The following is a 17,864-nucleotide window of genomic DNA, read 5'->3' as shown; positions in this document are numbered from 1 at the left end:
GCTCGTTCATCGAACGCTGTTTCGCCTAACGACAATTCCGACAAGAAGGAACCGACATGAGCCAGAAGATTCAGCTCGAAATGCGCGACCACACGGCCTTGTTAACCATTGCCAACCCACCGGCGAATACCTGGGATCGGGAATCGCTGGCCGCTCTGGAACAGATGATCGGACAACTCAACGATGATCCGAACGTGTACGCGCTGGTGATTACCGGCCAGGGCGAGAAGTTCTTTTCTGCGGGTGCCGATCTCAACCAGTTTGCGGATGGGGACAAGCAGAGTGCTCAAGAAGTCGCCGCGCTGTTCGGGCGCGCCTTCGAAGCGCTGAGCCATTTTCGTGGTGTTTCCATCGCCGCCATCAATGGCTATGCCATGGGCGGTGGGCTGGAATGTGCGCTGGCGTGCGATATCCGTATCGCCGAGGAACACGCGCAAATGGCGCTACCGGAAGCCAAAGTAGGACTGCTGCCCTGCGCCGGCGGGACGCAGAACCTGCCCTGGCTGGTTGGTGAAGGTTGGGCCAAGCGGATGATCCTCTGTGGTGAGCGCATCGGCGCTCAGAAGGCAGAAAAGATCGGTCTGGTCGAAGAAGTGGTGCCGCGTGGACAGTCGCTGGAGGTCGCGCTCAAGCTTGCCGAAGGCGTCAGCGCACAAAGCCCCTCCTCAGTCAGCCGCTGCAAGCGTTTGGTGATGAACGCACGGCAGGCGCCGCAATCCGCCGGCTGGCCCGCTGAGCGCGAGTTGTTTGCCGAGCTGTTCGATACGCAGGACCAGAAGGAAGGCGTCAATGCCTTCCTGGAAAAGCGCAGCGCCAAATGGCAGAACGCCTAAGTAACTCGGACTCGCGGATATGGGCTTCGAGCTGACAACAGCTTCGCGCCGAGTGCTGGCATTCATCAACGCCCAACATCGCGTCTCAAACCATTCTGTAGGGCCGAATTTATTCGGCCAATGCCCTGCAACCGCCTAACACGGCCGAACAAGTTCGGCCCTACGGGTGGTGATTTCCTGCGCGTCCAGGCAGGGTTCCCACGCAGAGCGGAACCAACCGTTCAGCAACACCGACATCGCATCCCAAACCCATCCGTAGGGCCGAATTTATTCGGCCGATGGCCCCGCAAGCGCCAACGCGGCCGAACAAGTTCGGCCCTACGGGTGATGATTTCCTGCGCGTCCAGGCAGGGTTCCCACGCAGAGCGGAACCAACCGTTCAGCAACACCGACATCGCATCCCAAACCCATCCGTAGGGCCGAATTTATTCGGCCGATGACCCCGCAACAGCCCAACACGGCCGAACAAGTTCGGCCCTACAGGTGATGGTTTCCTGCGTGTCCAGGCTGGGTTCTCACGTAGAGCGGAACCAACCGTTCAGCAACACCGACATCGCATCCCAAACCCATCCGTAGGGCCGAATTTATTCGGCCGATGACCCCGCAAGCGCCAACGCGGCCGAACAAGTTCGGCCATACAGGTGGTCGTCCCCGTCGAAATGCAAGCGCGACGTTCTGTGTCCGCTATTTGAAGTTGCGCTTGATCAGCTTTTCCAACCAGCCCACGATGCCGGAGCGGAACAGCAGCACGCACAGTACGAAGATCACGCCCAGAATCACATGCACCCACTCGCCCAGCGGGCCGCTGGATAGCGAGCTTTGCAGCGTCACCACAACGGTCGCTCCGACTATCGGCCCGAGTAGCGTGCCAACCCCGCCCAGCAGCGTCATCAGGATCACTTCGCCAGACATGTGCCAGTGCGCATCGGTCAAGGAGGCGAGCTGGAACACCACCGTCTTGGTCGATCCGGCGAGCCCAGTCAGCGCAGCGGAGATAACGAACGCGAGTAGCTTGTGCGCGTCGACGTTGTAGCCCAACGACACCGCCCGCGGCTCGTTCTCGCGGATCGCCTTAAGCACCTGTCCATAGGGCGAATGAATGGTGCGTTGGATGATCGCGAAGCCAAGTACGAACACCGCCAGCACGAAGTAATACAGGGACATGTTGTTTTGCATATCGAACAGCCCAAACAGATGTCCACGCGGAACCCCCTGCATACCGTTTTCACCGCCGGTGAACGGCGCCTGGACGAAGACGAAGAAGACCATCTGCGCCAGCGCCAGAGTGATCATTGCGAAATAGATGCCCTGTCTGCGAATCGCCAGCAGCCCGAAGATCACGCCTAGCACCGTAGACGCCAGAGTTCCGACCAGGATGCCGAGTTCCGTGCTAAGGCCGCTGTAGGTGCTGAGCATGTAGCCGGTGATATAACCGCCACATGCGAAAAAGGCCGCGTGGCCAAAGGACAGCAACCCGGCATACCCCAGCAGCAGGTTGAAGGCACAGGCAAACAGTGCGAAGCACAAGAACTTCATCAGAAACACGGGGTAGACCATCATCGGCGCGACCAGCGCCACCCCCAGCAGGACCAGATAGAAAATGTTCTGGCGCCGCCGGGCAGCACGGCGACGCTCGCGTTCGGCATTTGCCCGGATGGTCATCGGAGACGCTTGAACGCTTTCCTGAGTCGACATGTTCATGCCTCCTTACCAAACAGGCCTGCCGGACGAACAAGCAGGACCAGAACCATGATCACGAAGATCACCGTGTTTGCCGCCTCTGGGTAGAACACCTTGGTCAAGCCCTCGATCAGCCCCATCGCGAGGCCGGTAATGATTGCGCCCATGATCGAGCCCATGCCACCAATCACTACCACCGCGAACACCACGATCAGCAGGTTCGAGCCCATACCAGGCGTGACCGCATAGATCGGCGCGGCCAGCACGCCGGCGAAGGCCGCCAGCGCCACGCCGTAGCCGTAGGTCAGGGTTACCAGCAACGGCACGTTGATGCCGAACGCCTGCATCAACTTTGGGTTTTCCGTACCGGCGCGCAGATAGGAGCCCAGGCGGGTCCGTTCGATCATGTACCAGGTGGCGAAGCACACCGTCAGCGCGGCGACGATGACCCAGCCGCGGTAGGTCGGCAGGAACATGAAGCCCAGGTTATGTCCGCCCTTGAGCATTTCAGGCATCGGATATGACGAACCCGACACGCCGAAAAGTTTGACGAAGCTGCCTTCGACGATCAGCGCCAGGCCGAACGTCAGCAACAGGCCATACAAGTGATCTTCACCGGCGATGCGCCGTAGCAGGCCGCGCTCGATCCCCATTCCCAGCAAACCGATCAGTAGCGGCGCCAGCAGCAGCGCTGCCCAATAATTGATGCCCAGGTAGTTCAGCCCGAGGAATGCCGCGAAGGCGCCCAGCATGTATTGCGCGCCGTGAGCGAAGTTGATGATGCGCAGCAAGCCGAAGATGATCGCCAGACCAAGGCTCAGCAGCGCATAGAACGACCCGTTGATCAGGCCGAGCAGCAACTGCCCGAACAACACACTCAGGGGAACGCCGAAAACGAGAGTCATGATTCACTACCCAGAAAAGTCCGTGACGCCCCGGCCATCAGCGGCCGGGGATGGCTCGGGTCAGGCCGGTCAGTTCTTGGTAACCAGCTTGCACTGACTTTCGGAGAGCGGGCGGAATGCGACGTCGCCTGGGATGGTGCTAACGATCTCGTAGAGGTCCCATTCGCCCTTGGATTCGGCCGGTGTCTTGACCTTTACCAGGTACATGTCGTGGACCATGCGACCGTCCTCGCGGATGGTGCCGTTCTTGGCGAACATGTCGTTGACCGGCGTCTTGGCCATCTGCGCGCGAACGGTTTCGGTGTCGTCGCTGCCCGTCTCTTTCACTGCGTTCAGGTAATGGGTGGTCGCCGAGTAGATGCCGGCATGCACCATGGTCGGCATGCTGCCCATGCGCTCTTCGTAGCGCTTGGCCCAGGCGCGGGTCTCCTCGTTCATGTCCCAGTACCAGCCGGTTGTCAGCATCAGGCCCTGCGTCACTTCGAGCCCCATGGCGTGAATGTCGTTGAGAAACACTACCATGCCGGCCAGACGCTGCCCGGATTGGGTCACGCCGAATTCGCTGGCGGTTTTCAGCGAGTTGACGGTATCAGCGCCTGCGTTGGCCAGCGCGACCACATCGGCGCCGGAACCCTGTGCCTGCAGAATGTAGGACGAGAAATCGCTGCTCGGGAACGGATGGCGAACGGCGCCGACCACGCTGCCGCCCTCAGCCTCGACGACTTTCTTGATGTCGGCTTCCATGGCATGACCGAACGCATAGTCGGCGGTCAGGATGAACCAGCTCTTGCCGCCATCCTTGAGTACTGCGTTGGCGGTGCCGTTTGCCAGCGCGAAGGTGTCGTAGGTCCAGTGAATGTGGTTGGGCGAGCAGAACTCGTTGGTGATGCTCGATGCGGCGGCCCCCGAGATCAGCGCGAGCTTGCCGCCCTGCTCCACCACCTTGCTGGCTGCCAGCACCACGGAGCTGGCCACCATGCCGGTCACCATGTCGACGTTGCGCTCATCGATCCACTGGCGCACGGTGTTGGCGCCCACGTCAGGCTTGTTCAAATCATCGGCGTTGAAGGTAACGATCTTCTTGCCATCGACACTGCCCCCGAAGTCCTCGATGGCCATCTTCAGCGCTTCGAGACCGCCCGGGCCGGACAGGTCGCGGTAGGTGCCGGACATGTCGGCAAGGTAGCCGATGCGAATTTCGTCGTTGCTGATTTCCGCCTGGGCGGCACCGGTGATCATGCTCGAAACCAGAACGGTGGCTGCGGTTTTCTTGATGATTTTCATAGTCACTCACTGTGATTGTTTTTGTTGTTTTGCCTTTCGTTGATGAGCTCGCCGGCGCGCACTTCAATCCGGCATACCTCCTGACAAAGGGTCGTCAGACCCCCAGACAGCTATTCAAAAACTCCTTTTTCGAATCCAGTTCGGCAGCGCTGATTTCTTCGATGATCTGACCGTGTTCCATCACGTAATGACGGTCCGCCAGTGGCGCCGCGAAACGGAAATTCTGCTCCACCAGAACGATGGTCAACCCGCGTTTCTTCAACTTGATCAGCACCTCGCCGAGTTTCTGCACGATCACCGGCGCGAGGCCTTCGGTGATTTCATCCAGCAACAGCAGATTGGCGCCGGTACGCAGGATGCGCGCCATGGCCAGCATCTGCTGTTCACCACCGGACAATCGCGTACCCTGGCTGAAGCGGCGCTCATAGAGGTTGGGGAACATTTCGTACAGCTCGTCCAGTCCCATGCCGCCACTGCGTACCGTTGGCGGCAACAACAGGTTTTCCTCGACGCTCAGGCTGGAAAAGATGCCCCGCTCTTCCGGGCAATAGCCAACACCCAGCCGGGGAATCTGGTGGGCGGGGATGCCGATGGTTTCGTTCCCGTTGACCACGATCGAGCCGGTGCGGCGTCCGACCATGTTCATGATGGCGCGCAAGGTGGTGCTGCGACCGGAACCGTTGCGCCCGAGCAATGTGACCAGCTCGCCCCGCCCGACCACCATGTCGACGCCATGAAGGATGTGGGACTCGCCATAAAACGCATGCAGGTCATCCAGCCGCAGCTGGTCGCGATCGGCCAGAGGCGTCATGCGTGAGCCTCCTCTGCAGCGGCTTCGCTGCCCATGTAAGCCTCGCGTACCAGAGGGTTGGCCGACACGGTTTCATAGTCGCCCTCGGCCAGCACGGCGCCACGAGCCAAAACCGTGATGCGGTCGCAAAGACGGCTAACCACGCTGAGATTGTGTTCGACCATCAGCACAGTGCGGTTTTGGGCTGCGCGGCGCACCAGCGCGACGACCATGTCGACGTCCTCACCACCCATGCCCTGGGTGGGTTCATCAAGGAGCAGGACGACCGGGTCCAGAGCCAAGGTGGTTGCCAGTTCGAGTGCGCGCTTGCGACCGTAGGGCAACTCGATGGCGAGCGTCTGGGCAAAGGATTGAAGATCCACGTCAGCCAGTAGCTGCATGGCCCGCTCATCCAGATCGCGCAGCGTTCGCTCGGATTTCCAGAAGTGGTACGAGTTGCCCAGCTTCTGCTGCAGCGCTACTCGCACGTTCTCCAGCACCGTCATGTGACCGAACACCGCGGAAATCTGGAACGAACGCACCAGTCCGAGCCGGGCAATCTCGTTGGCCTTCATGGCAGTAATGGATTTGCCGCGATAGAGAATGTCGCCGCGAGTGGGCTTCAGGAATTTGGTGAGGAGATTGAAGACGGTGGTCTTGCCGGCGCCGTTCGGGCCGATCAGCGCGTGGATGTGACCCTTCTGAACGCGAAGATCAACGGAATCCACTGCGGTGAAACCGCGAAATTCCTTGGTTAAGCCGCGCGTTTCCAGCACGAACTCTGGTGCCATGAGATGCCCTCTAACCTTGATTATTGTTGTTGGTTATGGCGCAGGTCGCTGGATGACCTTTACGTAAACGATAACAATCGATTCGATCAGCAGGCAAGCTCCAATTTCAAACGATCGATTGATCGGAACAACCGATTTTTTTTGCCCGTCATCGGCGAATCCTCATTGAAGTTAGCCGAAAAAAACCGGGCCACAACAGCCCGGTAAAAACGATCAACGAGGAGGTATTTGAATCAACCGCAGGGCTATTACCACAGCGCCATGGTGTAGCTCAGGATCAACCGGGTTTCGTCTATATCGCTGCCGAAATTACTGCGTACGGTCGCGTTGCGCACTTTCAGGCCAAGGTTCTTCATCGGTCCGCTCTGAATCACATAGGCGATGTCAGTGTCGCGTTCCCATTCCTTGCCTTCGCTGGCGCGGTCGACAACATTGACGTTGTCGCCGGTCACGTAGCGGGTCATCAGACTCAAACCGGGAATGCCCATGGCAGCGAAGTCATAGTCATAACGGACTTGCCATGACTTCTCATCTTCGTTACCGAAGTCATTGATCTGCAAAAGATTGATCAGCGAGTTATCGCCACCACTGATGTAGGCGAAACCGGTATCGCCACTCATCTTCTGGTAGCCGCCAGTGAAGCCATGGCCACCGATCTTGTAGGTGAAGAGCGCCCCGAACGCATTATTGTCGACGTTGCTGCCGCCGTCGTCGGTGGAGCGAACGTAGCGCAGATCGGTCTTGAAGCTCTGGTTTTCACCGATTGGCAATACATGCACGACGTTGAAGTTGTGCTGGTCGTAAATGCCATCCAGCCCGCCGTAGTAGTAGCTGCCGGTCAGCTCAGGAGTGAACTGGTAACGGCCACCAGCAAAGACGAATTCGTCGCTGGTCGCCGTGCTGCCCAAAACGATATTTCTCGCACCGCTGGTGAGCGCAGTCATTTCTTCGTAATTCGAAGAATCGCGATAGCTAGTGCGGTCGAGCATACCCAGGTCGAGAGTAAGGCCATCGATTTCCCTGCTCTGCAGCCAGGCGCCACGGTAGATGTTAGGCAACAGGCGGCTGTCGTTGCGCATCACTACCGGAATGATCGGTTGCAGTGTCCCAACATGTAGCGTCGTACTGGACATCTTCGCCTTGGCGGTCAGACCTGCGGTCCCGTAGTCGTCCTGAGGCTGATTAGACGAATCCCGTAACAAAATACCGGTATTGCTGCGATCCGGGCTGGAATCGAGCTTGACGCCCAGCAGGCCGACAGCGTCGACGCCAAACCCAACAGGGCCCTCGGTGTAGCCGGACTCGAACTTCAGAATGAAGCCCTGGGCCCATTCCTCGGCCTTAGATGGCGCAGCGCCGGTGCGAAAATCGCGGTTCATGTAGAAGTTGCGCAGCTCGATAGCCGCTTTGCTGTCGTCGAAAAACGCGGCTGATGCCGTCGTCGACATGCCCAACGCGGTGGCCGCCAGGCTACTGAAGACGAAGAAACGGCTTAGGGGTTTCAGGTGCATAGTCATCTCTCTTGTTATTGTCTTGGTTGATGCAGCTGTTACGACCGGCCTCGCTCCGACCGGTCGGGCTTTACCGCGTTGCGGTAAATCGATGCTGCCGCTCAGCCCGCGGCAGCTCTGGGCACCCGGCCCAGTAAATAGAATTCATCATTGGGCGGCGTACGCGCCATCGACACCAGGCGGTTGGATAGACCGAACAGCGCGGCAATCGCACCGATGTCCCAAATGTCATCCAGAGTGAAGCCCAGTTCTTCCAGACGCGCCTGCCAAATGTCATCCAGCACGCCGCGATGCGCAGCCAGATGCAACGCGAAGTCGAGCATCACCCGCTGACGCTCACTGATTGGCGCAGTGCGATAGTTGACCGCAACCTGATCGGCGATCAGCGCGTCCTTCGCCAGGATGCGCAAGATCGCGCCATGGGCCACCACGCAATACAGGCAGCCGTGATCGGCGCTCACGGCCACCACGATCATTTCCTTTTCCGCCTTGGTCAGGCTGTCGGACTCCCTTTCCATCAATGCATCGTGATAGCTGAAGAACGCCCGAAATTCATCGGGTCGATGGGCCAACATCACGAAGACGTTGGGTACGAAGCCTGCTTTTTCCTGCACCGCCAGAATGCGCTCATGCACATCGGCAGGCAGTGCATCCAGGTCGTCGACCAGCGGGAAGCGACTGATAGCTTGAGTCATCGGCTAACTCCTTATCCGGAAATGCAGCGGCTGGGCCTGCCAGCAGTTCTTATTGTTCAGCGAGCCCGAGCTCGGCCACGCTCACTTCACGCATACGGAATTTCTGCACCTTGCCGCTGATGGTCATGGGGAAGTCATCGACGAACTTGAAGTGCCGTGGAGTCTTGAAATGCGCGATCTTGCCTTTGCAGAAATCGCGAAGATCATCCGGGCTGGCTTCATGCCCCGGATGCAGCTTGACCCAGGCGACGATCTCTTCGCCGTAGGTCTTGTCCGGTACCCCGATCACCTGAACGTCCGCGACGGCCGGATGAGTGAAGAGAAACTCCTCGACCTCGCGCGGGTACACGTTCTCACCGCCACGAATGATCATGTCCTTGTTGCGCCCGACGATCTTGAGATAGCCCTCGTCGTCCATGATTGCCAGGTCGCCGGTATGCATCCAACGCGCTCCGTCGATGGCACCAGCCGTTGCTTCTGGGTTGTTCCAGTAGCCCAGCATTACGCTGTAACCGCGGGTGCAAAGCTCGCCGATCTGTCCGCGCGGGACGATGCGGTTGTGCTCGTCCACCACCTTGCTCTCCAGATGCGGCTGGGTGCGTCCAACGCTGGTGACGCGACGCTCCAGGTCGTCGTCGGCCGCGGTCTGGGTCGAGACCGGACTGGTCTCGGTCATGCCGTAGGCAATCTGCATTTCGTTAAGGTGCATGTCGTCGATGACACGCTTCATCACCTCGATCGGGCAGGTGGAGCCGGCCATGATCCCGGTACGCAGATGACTCAGATCCAGCGATTGGCGCTCCGGATGATCGAGCATGGCGATGAACATGGTCGGCACGCCGTACATGCCCGTGGCTTTCTCTTCAGCTGCGGCTTGAAGGGCGGCGAGCGGTTCAAAGGCCGCGCTCGGGTAAATCATCGTGGTGCCGTGGGTCACGCAGCCGAGGTTGCCCATGACCATGCCGAAGCAGTGATACAGCGGCACCGGGATCACCAGCCGGTCGTGCTCGGTGAGCTTCAGGCTTTCACCGACCATGTAGCCGTTGTTGAGAATGTTGTAGTGGCTGAGCGTGGCGCCTTTGGGAAAACCCGTGGTGCCGGAGGTGTACTGGATGTTGATTGGATCATCGAACTGCAGCTGCTCGCCGCATTGACGCAGCTGGTCGGGGCCGACGCCTTCGGCCATCTCCATCAGGCTTTGCCAAAGCAGCATGCCATCCACCGGTTTGTCGCACAGGCTGATCACGCCGCGCAGCTCCGGCAACATATGGCTCTGCAAGGCGCCCACCGCGGAGCGCTCGAGCTCAGGTAGAAGCTCATGAAGCATCGCGTGGTAGTCGGACGTCTTGAAGGCATCGGCGCAAATCAGCCAGCGGCAGCCGGATTGCTTGAGCGCGTATTCGAGTTCGTTGAGGCGATAGGCCGGGTTTATGTTCACCAGCACCACGCCCACTTTGGCCGTTGCGAACTGGGTGATGCACCACTGTGCGTTGTTCGGCGACCAGATGCCCAGCCGATCACCAGGCTGAAGGCCGAGCGCCAGCAAACCGCGAGCACAGCGATCCACCTCTTCGGCCAGCTGCGCCCAGGTGTAGCGTAGGTTCTGATGACGCACGACCAAGGCCTCACGGTCGGAGAACCGCTCGACCGCCCGGTCGAACGCCGCACCAATGGTCATCGCCAATAGGGGTTTGGTCTGCGGTCCGCAGGTGTAGCTCGGAAGACTCATGTCGGAACTCCTCAGTCTTATGTTTGTTATGAGGCCTTGCCTTCCCGGAGGCTGGAGTGTTGACAGTCATTCCGGGCATTGGTTACGTTAACGTAAAGGTAACAGCGTGACAACCCACCGCACCCTACAGCTAAAACGGGTGTCGGAAGCAGTAAGAGCGGGGCCGAATGTCCGGTGAACCCATTCCTCCCGGCGCGCGGCACCATCGACCCGAACAATTACAAGACAGCAGGTGGCGACATGAACTATTCCGGACTCAACTTTGCCCTTGGCGAAACCGTCGACATGCTGCGCGATCAGGTACGCGGATTCGTTGCCGACGAAGTGGCGCCGCGCGCCGAGTCCATCGACCGCGACAACCTGTTCCCCGACGACATGTGGCGCAAGTTCGGCGACATGGGCCTGCTCGGTATCACCATAGACGAGGAATACGGCGGCGCAGGAATGGGTTATCTGGCGCACGTCATCGCGCTCGAGGAAATCAGCCGTGGCTCGGCTTCGGTCGGCCTGTCATACGGCGCGCACTCCAACCTCTGCGTCAACCAGATCAACCGCAATGGCACGCCGGAACAGAAGGCGAAGTACCTGCCCAAACTGGTCTCAGGCGAGCATATCGGCGCACTAGCCATGAGCGAGCCGAACGCCGGCTCCGACGTGGTTTCGATGAAGCTGCGCGCCGATCGTAAAGGCGACCGCTTCGTGCTCAACGGCAGCAAGACCTGGATTACCAACGGCCCGGATGCCAACACCTATGTGATCTACGCCAAGACTGACCTGGACAAGGGTCCGCACGGCATTACCGCCTTCATCGTCGAGCGCGACTGGAAGGGTTTCTCGCGTGGCAACAAGTTCGACAAGCTCGGCATGCGCGGCTCCAATACCTGTGAGCTGTTCTTCGATGACGTCGAGGTGCCGGAAGAGAACGTGCTGGGCGTCGAGAACGGCGGCGTCAAGGTGCTGATGAGCGGCCTGGATTATGAGCGCGTGGTACTCGCCGGTGGCCCTGTCGGAATCATGCAGGCCTGCCTCGACGTGGTGGTGCCCTACATCCATGACCGCAAGCAGTTTGGCCAGAGCATCGGCGAGTTCCAGTTCATCCAGGGCAAGGTGGCCGACATGTACACCCAGCTCAACGCCAGCCGCGCCTACCTCTATACCGTGGCCCAGGCCTGCGACCGCGGTGAGACCACGCGCAAGGATGCCGCCGGCGTCATCCTCTACACCGCCGAAGCGGCGACTCAAATGGCGCTGCAGGCGATCCAGATTTTGGGCGGCAACGGCTACATCAACGAGTTTCCGACCGGCCGTTTGCTGCGCGACGCCAAGCTCTACGAAATCGGCGCTGGCACCAGCGAAATCCGCCGCATGCTGATTGGGCGTGAGTTGTTTAACGAAAGCAAATAAAAGGCGCTGAAGGCGAACTCGGTAGGTGGGCTTTAGCCCACCTTCCTCCGGCACGGCGGTGGGCTGAAGCGGAACGCCGCCCGGCCTACCCTACGGGACCGAGCGCATCCACCCCACGGATTGAACCGGAGCCGAACATGGCCATCCTGAACACCCAGATCAACTCCCGCTCGCCAGAATTCGCTGCCAACCGCGACGCGATGCTGGAACAGGTCGAAAACCTGCGCGCCTTGCTCGGCAAGGTCAGCGAAGGCGGCGGCGAAAAGGCCCAGCAACGCCATGTCGCACGCGGCAAGCTGCTGGTACGTGACCGCATCAACGCCCTCCTCGACCCTGGTTCGGCCTTTCTCGAGGTCGCGCCGTTGGCTGCTTACGAGGTCTACGGTGAAGACGTCGCCGCCGCTGGCGTGGTCGCCGGCATTGGCCGGGTCGAAGGCGTCGAATGCATGATCATCGCCAACGACGCGACAGTAAAAGGAGGCAGCTACTACCCGCTCACCGTGAAAAAACACCTGCGCGCCCAGACCATCGCCCAGCAGAACCGTCTGCCGTGCATCTATCTGGTGGATTCCGGCGGCGCCAACCTGCCGCGCCAGGACGAGGTATTCCCCGACCGTGAACACTTCGGACGCATCTTTTTCAACCAGGCCAACATGAGCGCCATGGGCATCCCGCAACTTGCCGTGGTGATGGGCTCCTGCACCGCGGGCGGCGCCTACGTACCGGCGATGGCCGACGAGACCATCATGGTGCGCAACCAAGCGACGATTTTTCTCGCTGGCCCACCCCTGGTCAAAGCCGCTACTGGCGAAGTGGTGACCGCCGAGGACCTCGGCGGCGCTGACGTGCATTGCAAGATCTCCGGCGTGGCCGACCATTACGCCGAAAGCGACGAGCATGCGCTGGCCATCGCCCGCCGCTGCGTGGCCAACCTTAACTGGCGCAAGCTCGGCACGGTGCAGCCCCGTCAGCCCAGAGCACCGTTGTATGCCGCGAACGAGCTCTACGGTGTGATTCCAGCTCAAGCCAAGCAGCCCTATGACGTGCGCGAGGTGATCGCGCGGCTAGTCGACGGCAGCGAATTCGATGAGTTCAAGGCACTGTTCGGTACTACGCTGGTCTGCGGCTTCGCCACGTTGCACGGTTATCCCATCGCGATCCTGGCGAACAACGGCATCCTCTTCGCCGAGGCCGCACAGAAAGGCGCGCACTTCATCGAACTGGCCTGTCAGCGCGGTATCCCGCTGCTGTTCCTGCAGAACATCACCGGCTTCATGGTTGGGCAGAAATACGAAACCGGCGGCATCGCCAAGCACGGCGCCAAGCTGGTCACCGCGGTGGCCTGCGCCCAGGTGCCGAAATTCACCGTGGTCATCGGCGGTAGCTTCGGCGCCGGCAACTACGGCATGTGCGGGCGCGCCTACGATCCGCGCTTCCTGTGGATGTGGCCCAACGCGCGCATCGGCGTGATGGGCGGCGAACAGGCCGCTGGCGTACTGGTGCAAGTCAAGCGCGAGCAAGCTGAACGCAGCGGACAATCCTTTTCCGACGACGACGAAGCGCAGCTCAAGCAGCCGATTCTTGAACAGTACGAGCGCCAGGGCCATCCCTACTATTCCAGCGCGCGGTTGTGGGATGACGGCGTCATCGATCCGGCGCAGACCCGAGACCTCTTGGGCCTGGCCATATCCGCCAGTCTCAACGCACCGATCGAGCCGACCCGCTTTGGTGTCTTCCGCATGTAGAAAAAAGCCGATAACGACGCTGGAGGCGTGACGTCCCGCCTTCAGCAAAGGGCCGTAGGCCTCGCTGCAGGAACCTGATATGAACACGTCTTCCTTTCAAACCATTGAACTCGAATACTCCACCAAGGGTTTCGCCACCCTCTGGCTGAATCGCCCGGAAAAGAACAACGCTTTCAACGCCGAGATGATCCGCGAGCTAGTGCTGGCCATTGATCAGGTGCAGGCGAACAAGGACCTGCGCTTCCTGCTGTTGCGTGGTCGCGGCAAGCATTTCTCGGCGGGCGCCGACCTCGCCTGGATGCAGCAGTCAGCCAAGCTGGATTTCCAGACCAACCTCAACGACGCCCGCGAACTGGCCGAGCTGATGTACAGCCTCTACCACCTCAAACTGCCGACCCTGGCGGTGGTGCAAGGCGCAGCATTCGGCGGCGCAGTCGGCTTGATCGCCTGTTGCGACATGGCCATCGGCGCTCACGACGCGCAGCTGTCGCTTTCGGAAGTGCGCATCGGCCTAGCACCAGCAGTGATCAGCCCCTTCGTGGTCAAGGCCATCGGTGAACGCGCCACGCGCCGTTATGCCATGACCGGCGAGCGCTTCAGCGGCGAGCGCGCATGCGAGCTCGGTTTGTTGTCCGAAACCTATGCAACGGCGGAACTGGATGATGGTCTTGATAGCTGGATCGGCAATCTGCTGCTCAATAGTCCACAGGCCATGCGCGCCAGCAAGGACCTGATGCGTGAGGCCAGCAGCGCTTCGTTGAGTCCGGCGCTGCGTCGTTATACCGAAAACGCCATTGCACGCATCCGCGTCAGCCCCGAAGGACAGGAAGGGCTGAATGCCTTTCTCGAAAAGCGCAAACCGGCCTGGTTAGGGGACGCTTGATGTCCGGGCTCGTCTGGAAGTCTGCCCCCTCTCCCCAGCCCTCTCCCCACGGGGGCGAGGGGGTTGTTTCGTGCAGCGATTGGGCCGTGACGTCAGCTCGCAGCGACGGCAACGATGGCAGCGCTGCGCCGTTACACCGAAAACGCTATTGCGCGTATCCGCTTCAGCTTGGAAGGCCAATAAGGGTTGAATGCCTTTTTGGAAAAGCGCAAACCGGCCTGATTAAGGGATGCTTGGTGTTCGGGTTCGTCTGGGACTCCACCCCCTCTCCCCAGCCCTCTCCCCAAAGGGGCGAGGGGGTTGTTTCGTGCAGCGATTGGGCTGCAGCACCAGCCCGCAGCACCGATACGCCCATCGACCGAACCCGCTTTTGGACATTAACCAGACGCGCTGACGGCTGTCACACCACACCATTGCCCCGCCTCACTCCGTCATCCCCTCGCCCCTTTGGGGAGAGGGCTAGGGTGAGGGGAAACGTACTCAAGGCCACGCAGGAGCCACAACAATGATTACCACCCTCCTGGTCGCCAACCGCGGCGAAATAGCCTGCCGCGTGATGCGCACCGCCAAAGCCATGGGCCTGACCACCGTCGCCGTGCACAGCGCCATCGACCGCGACGCACGCCATGCCCGTGAAGCCGACATCCGCGTTGACCTCGGCGGCGCCAAGCCAGCGGAAAGCTACCTTCAGATCGACAAACTGATCGCCGCAGCAAAGACCAGCGGCGCTCAGGCGATTCATCCCGGCTATGGCTTCCTCTCCGAAAACGCCGATTTCGCCCGCGCTATCGAAGACGCCGGGCTGATCTTCCTCGGCCCGCCCGCCTCGGCCATTGACGCCATGGGCAGCAAGTCCGCCGCCAAGGCACTGATGGATAAGGCTGGCGTGCCGCTGGTACCCGGCTATCACGGCGAAGCCCAGGATGTGGAAACTTTTCGCGTCGCCGCAGAGCAGATCGGCTATCCGGTTCTGCTCAAGGCCACTGCGGGGGGCGGCGGCAAAGGCATGAAGGTCGTCGAGCGTGAAGCGGATCTCGCCGAAGCGCTGCAATCGGCCCAGCGCGAGGCGCAGTCCTCGTTCGGCGACTCGCGCATGCTGGTCGAGAAGTACGTGCTCAAGCCGCGCCACGTGGAAATCCAAGTGTTCGCCGACAGGCACGGCAACTGCCTGTACCTCAACGAGCGCGACTGTTCGATCCAGCGCCGCCACCAGAAGGTCGTCGAGGAAGCGCCGGCACCGGGCCTCTCTCCCGAATTGCGCCGTGCCATGGGCGAAGCGGCAGTCAAGGCCGCGCAAGCTATCGGTTATGTTGGTGCCGGAACGGTGGAGTTTCTGCTCGACGCCCGGGGCGAGTTCTTCTTCATGGAAATGAATACCCGTCTGCAGGTTGAGCATCCTGTCACCGAAGCCATTACCGGTCTCGATCTGGTGGCCTGGCAGATCCGCGTCGCCCGTGGCGAACCGCTGCCGATTACCCAAGATCAAGTGCCGCTCAACGGCCATGCCATCGAAGTGCGGCTGTATGCCGAAGACCCGGATAACGACTTCCTTCCGGCCACTGGCACGCTCGACCTGTACCGTGAATCTGCACCAGGCCCGGGCCGTCGCGTCGACAGCGGTGTGGCCGAAGGCGATACGGTTTCACCCTTCTACGATCCGATGCTCGGCAAGCTGATCGCCTGGGGCGAAAACCGCGAGGAAGCACGCCTGCGCCTGTTGGCCATGCTCGATGAAACCTGTGTGGGTGGCGTGCGTACCAACCTCGCCTTCCTACGTCGCGTAATCAGCCACCCCGCGTTCGCGGCGGCCGAGCTGGACACCGGTTTCATCCCGCGCCACGAAACCGAGCTGATGCGCAAACCTGGTGAGCTGGCCGATGAGTTCTGGCAACTGGCAGGCGAACTCTTCGTGCAGACCGAGCCGGCCCGGGCCCGGGCCGATGACGCACATTCACCATGGACCGGCCGCACCGGCCTGCGCTTCGGCATGCCGGCGCAAATCGGTGTGCACCTGATGTGCAATGGCGAGAGCCGGACCGTGCGTGTCGGGAGCGAGGCGCAAGCCGCTTTGCGTAGGAGCGAGGGGGACGCCTCAGTCCTTGCTCGCGAAGCCGATACCGCGAGGTCCGCCGAATCTGCTTTCGCGAGCGAGCTCGCTCCTACAGGGGTCATGCGTCGTCCGAAAGCGATTCGCCAGGGCAAAACGTTGTATCTGGAGTGGAACGGTGAACTGCAAGCCGTGACCGCCTTTGATCCCATCGCCGAAGCAGAGGCGAGTCATCAGCACCACGGCGGTCTGGCCGCGCCCATGAACGGCAGCATCGTGCGCGTGCTGGTCGAGCCGGGCCAAAACGTCGAGGCCGGCACCGCGCTGATTGTGCTGGAAGCGATGAAAATGGAGCACAGCATCAGAAGCCAACAGGCCGGCGTGGTCAAAAGTCTGTTCTGTGCCGAAGGCGATATGGTCAACGAGGGTACGGTATTGCTGGAGATGGAGGACGCATGACGTATTCGAATCGGTGAGCTGAAGCGGAGCGCCGCCCGGCCCACCCTACGGGACATGGGAGCTGCGTAGGGTGGGCTTCAGCCCACCAGAAAACTAACAAGACGCGACATCGCCAATGGAGCTTTTATGACCCTGCCCAAAAACGTCCGTCTAGTCGAAGTCGGCCCGCGCGACGGCCTGCAGAACGAGAAGCAGCCGATCAGCATCGCCGACAAGGTGCGGCTGGTAGACGATCTCAGCGCGGCTGGCCTGCACTACATCGAGGTCGGCAGTTTCGTGTCGCCCAAATGGGTGCCGCAGATGGCCGGCTCGACCGATGTCTTTGCGCAGATCAGGCAGAGTCCGGGCGTGACCTATGCGGCCCTGACACCGAACCTCAAAGGCCTCGAAGCGGCCATCGAAGCTGGCGTCCGTGAAGTCGCGGTGTTCGGCGCCGCGTCCGAGGCGTTTTCGCAAAAGAACATTAATTGCTCCATCGACGAGAGCTTGGCGCGCTTTGTCCCGCTGATGGAGGCGGCGCGCGAAAACGGCATTCAGGTGCGCGGTTATGTGTCCTGCGTGCTGGGCTGCCCCTACGAAGGCGAGATCGATCCGAAGCGCGTCGCCCATGTGGCTCGCGAATTATTCGCCATGGGCTGCTACGAGGTCTCGCTAGGTGACACCATCGGCACCGGCACGCCGGGCAAAACCCGTCAGCTGATCGAGGCCGTCAGCCGCGAAGTGCCGCGTGACAAGCTCGCCGGGCATTTCCACGATACCTACGGCCAGGCACTGGCTAATATCTATGCCAGTCTGCTGGAAGGCATCTGCGTGTTCGACAGCTCGGTCGCCGGGCTCGGCGGCTGTCCTTATGCCAAGGGCGCCAGTGGCAACGTTGCCAGCGAGGATGTGCTCTACATGCTTAACGGCCTGGGCATCGAGACGGGGATCGATCTGGATGCGCTGGTCGCCGCGGGGCAACGCATCAGTGACATCTTGGGGCGACCCAACGGTTCGCGGGTCGCACGGGCTCGCAGCGGCACCTGACGCCGCACTTGTGTAGGAGGCGCACCCTCGCGGCGATGCGGACCGTAGGTCCGCCTGGAGCAGAAGAGTTTCGCCCCGAGGT

14 protein-coding genes are annotated in these 17,864 nt (G+C 60.8%); 6 read left to right on the top strand and 8 right to left on the bottom strand.

What is annotated here, in order from left to right:
* The first annotated feature begins 56 nt into the window (after positions 1-56).
* Positions 57-833, top strand: a complete 777-nt coding sequence (locus tag NA647_RS13080; RefSeq protein ID WP_256058064.1) for an enoyl-CoA hydratase — start codon at positions 57-59, stop codon at positions 831-833.
* A gap of 684 nt (positions 834-1,517) precedes the next feature.
* On the opposite strand, the gene NA647_RS13075 is transcribed toward NA647_RS13080, so the two are convergent.
* From NA647_RS13075 to NA647_RS13040, 8 genes are all read right to left on the bottom strand, one after another.
* Positions 1,518-2,528, bottom strand: coding sequence for a branched-chain amino acid ABC transporter permease (locus NA647_RS13075; protein ID WP_131648622.1), 1,011 nt, complete (start codon positions 2,526-2,528; stop codon positions 1,518-1,520).
* Between the two features lie 2 nt (positions 2,529-2,530).
* Positions 2,531-3,418, bottom strand: coding sequence for a branched-chain amino acid ABC transporter permease (locus NA647_RS13070; protein ID WP_256058063.1), 888 nt, complete (start codon positions 3,416-3,418; stop codon positions 2,531-2,533).
* A gap of 69 nt (positions 3,419-3,487) precedes the next feature.
* Positions 3,488-4,702: an ABC transporter substrate-binding protein gene (locus NA647_RS13065; RefSeq protein ID WP_256058062.1), complete on the bottom strand. Its 1,215-nt coding sequence runs from the start codon at positions 4,700-4,702 to the stop codon at positions 3,488-3,490.
* 94 nt (positions 4,703-4,796) lie between these two features.
* Positions 4,797-5,513: an ABC transporter ATP-binding protein gene (locus NA647_RS13060; protein ID WP_256058061.1), complete on the bottom strand. Its 717-nt coding sequence runs from the start codon at positions 5,511-5,513 to the stop codon at positions 4,797-4,799.
* A complete protein-coding gene (locus NA647_RS13055; RefSeq protein WP_256058060.1) occupies positions 5,510-6,283 on the bottom strand; it encodes an ABC transporter ATP-binding protein in 774 nt (257 codons plus the stop codon). The genes NA647_RS13060 and NA647_RS13055 overlap by 4 nt, the downstream gene beginning before the upstream one ends.
* 248 nt (positions 6,284-6,531) lie before the next feature.
* Complete coding sequence (locus NA647_RS13050) at positions 6,532-7,794, bottom strand: OprD family porin (protein ID WP_256058059.1); 1,263 nt, start codon at positions 7,792-7,794, stop codon at positions 6,532-6,534.
* Between the two features lie 101 nt (positions 7,795-7,895).
* The gene (locus NA647_RS13045; RefSeq protein WP_256058058.1) at positions 7,896-8,489 is read right to left on the bottom strand and encodes a peroxidase-related enzyme; all 594 of its coding nucleotides are present in this window, start codon (positions 8,487-8,489) and stop codon (positions 7,896-7,898) included.
* 49 nt (positions 8,490-8,538) lie between these two features.
* Positions 8,539-10,218: an AMP-binding protein gene (locus tag NA647_RS13040; RefSeq protein ID WP_256058057.1), complete on the bottom strand. Its 1,680-nt coding sequence runs from the start codon at positions 10,216-10,218 to the stop codon at positions 8,539-8,541.
* Positions 10,219-10,458: 240 nt separating this feature from the next.
* Between NA647_RS13040 and NA647_RS13035 the strand changes: the two genes are divergently transcribed.
* The 5 genes from NA647_RS13035 to NA647_RS13015 all read left to right on the top strand — a co-directional run bounded on the left by NA647_RS13035 (position 10,459) and on the right by NA647_RS13015 (position 17,782).
* A complete protein-coding gene (locus NA647_RS13035) occupies positions 10,459-11,622 on the top strand; it encodes an isovaleryl-CoA dehydrogenase (RefSeq protein WP_256058135.1) in 1,164 nt (387 codons plus the stop codon).
* A gap of 137 nt (positions 11,623-11,759) precedes the next feature.
* Complete coding sequence (locus tag NA647_RS13030) at positions 11,760-13,367, top strand: carboxyl transferase domain-containing protein (RefSeq protein ID WP_256058056.1); 1,608 nt, start codon at positions 11,760-11,762, stop codon at positions 13,365-13,367.
* Positions 13,368-13,446: 79 nt separating this feature from the next.
* Positions 13,447-14,250, top strand: a complete 804-nt coding sequence (locus NA647_RS13025; protein WP_256058055.1) for a gamma-carboxygeranoyl-CoA hydratase — start codon at positions 13,447-13,449, stop codon at positions 14,248-14,250.
* Positions 14,251-14,755: 505 nt separating this feature from the next.
* On the top strand, positions 14,756-16,756 hold the full coding sequence (locus tag NA647_RS13020) for an acetyl/propionyl/methylcrotonyl-CoA carboxylase subunit alpha (RefSeq protein ID WP_256058054.1): 2,001 nt from the start codon (positions 14,756-14,758) through the stop codon (positions 16,754-16,756).
* A gap of 126 nt (positions 16,757-16,882) precedes the next feature.
* Positions 16,883-17,782 (top strand): hydroxymethylglutaryl-CoA lyase, encoded by a 900-nt coding sequence (locus NA647_RS13015; protein ID WP_256058053.1) that lies wholly within the window; start codon positions 16,883-16,885, stop codon positions 17,780-17,782.
* The last annotated feature ends 82 nt before the right edge of the window (positions 17,783-17,864 follow it).

Source organism: Stutzerimonas stutzeri (genome assembly GCF_024448985.1).
Classification (GTDB): Bacteria; Pseudomonadota; Gammaproteobacteria; order Pseudomonadales; family Pseudomonadaceae; genus Stutzerimonas; species Stutzerimonas stutzeri_AP.
This window is presented reverse-complemented; position numbering and strand designations above follow the sequence as displayed.

Excerpts from the sequence above, each read along its gene's own strand:
- NA647_RS13080 (WP_256058064.1), top strand. The coding sequence starts at position 57 with ATGAGCCAGAAGATTCAGCTCGAAATGCGCGACCACACGGCCTTGTTA.
- NA647_RS13075 (WP_131648622.1), bottom strand. The coding sequence starts at position 2,528 with ATGTCGACTCAGGAAAGCGTTCAAGCGTCTCCGATGACCATCCGGGCA.
- NA647_RS13070 (WP_256058063.1), bottom strand. The coding sequence starts at position 3,418 with ATGACTCTCGTTTTCGGCGTTCCCCTGAGTGTGTTGTTCGGGCAGTTG.
- NA647_RS13065 (WP_256058062.1), bottom strand. The coding sequence starts at position 4,702 with ATGAAAATCATCAAGAAAACCGCAGCCACCGTTCTGGTTTCGAGCATG.
- NA647_RS13060 (WP_256058061.1), bottom strand. The coding sequence starts at position 5,513 with ATGACGCCTCTGGCCGATCGCGACCAGCTGCGGCTGGATGACCTGCAT.
- NA647_RS13055 (WP_256058060.1), bottom strand. The coding sequence starts at position 6,283 with ATGGCACCAGAGTTCGTGCTGGAAACGCGCGGCTTAACCAAGGAATTT.
- NA647_RS13050 (WP_256058059.1), bottom strand. The coding sequence starts at position 7,794 with ATGCACCTGAAACCCCTAAGCCGTTTCTTCGTCTTCAGTAGCCTGGCG.
- NA647_RS13045 (WP_256058058.1), bottom strand. The coding sequence starts at position 8,489 with ATGACTCAAGCTATCAGTCGCTTCCCGCTGGTCGACGACCTGGATGCA.
- NA647_RS13040 (WP_256058057.1), bottom strand. The coding sequence starts at position 10,218 with ATGAGTCTTCCGAGCTACACCTGCGGACCGCAGACCAAACCCCTATTG.
- NA647_RS13035 (WP_256058135.1), top strand. The coding sequence starts at position 10,459 with ATGAACTATTCCGGACTCAACTTTGCCCTTGGCGAAACCGTCGACATG.
- NA647_RS13030 (WP_256058056.1), top strand. The coding sequence starts at position 11,760 with ATGGCCATCCTGAACACCCAGATCAACTCCCGCTCGCCAGAATTCGCT.
- NA647_RS13025 (WP_256058055.1), top strand. The coding sequence starts at position 13,447 with ATGAACACGTCTTCCTTTCAAACCATTGAACTCGAATACTCCACCAAG.
- NA647_RS13020 (WP_256058054.1), top strand. The coding sequence starts at position 14,756 with ATGATTACCACCCTCCTGGTCGCCAACCGCGGCGAAATAGCCTGCCGC.
- NA647_RS13015 (WP_256058053.1), top strand. The coding sequence starts at position 16,883 with ATGACCCTGCCCAAAAACGTCCGTCTAGTCGAAGTCGGCCCGCGCGAC.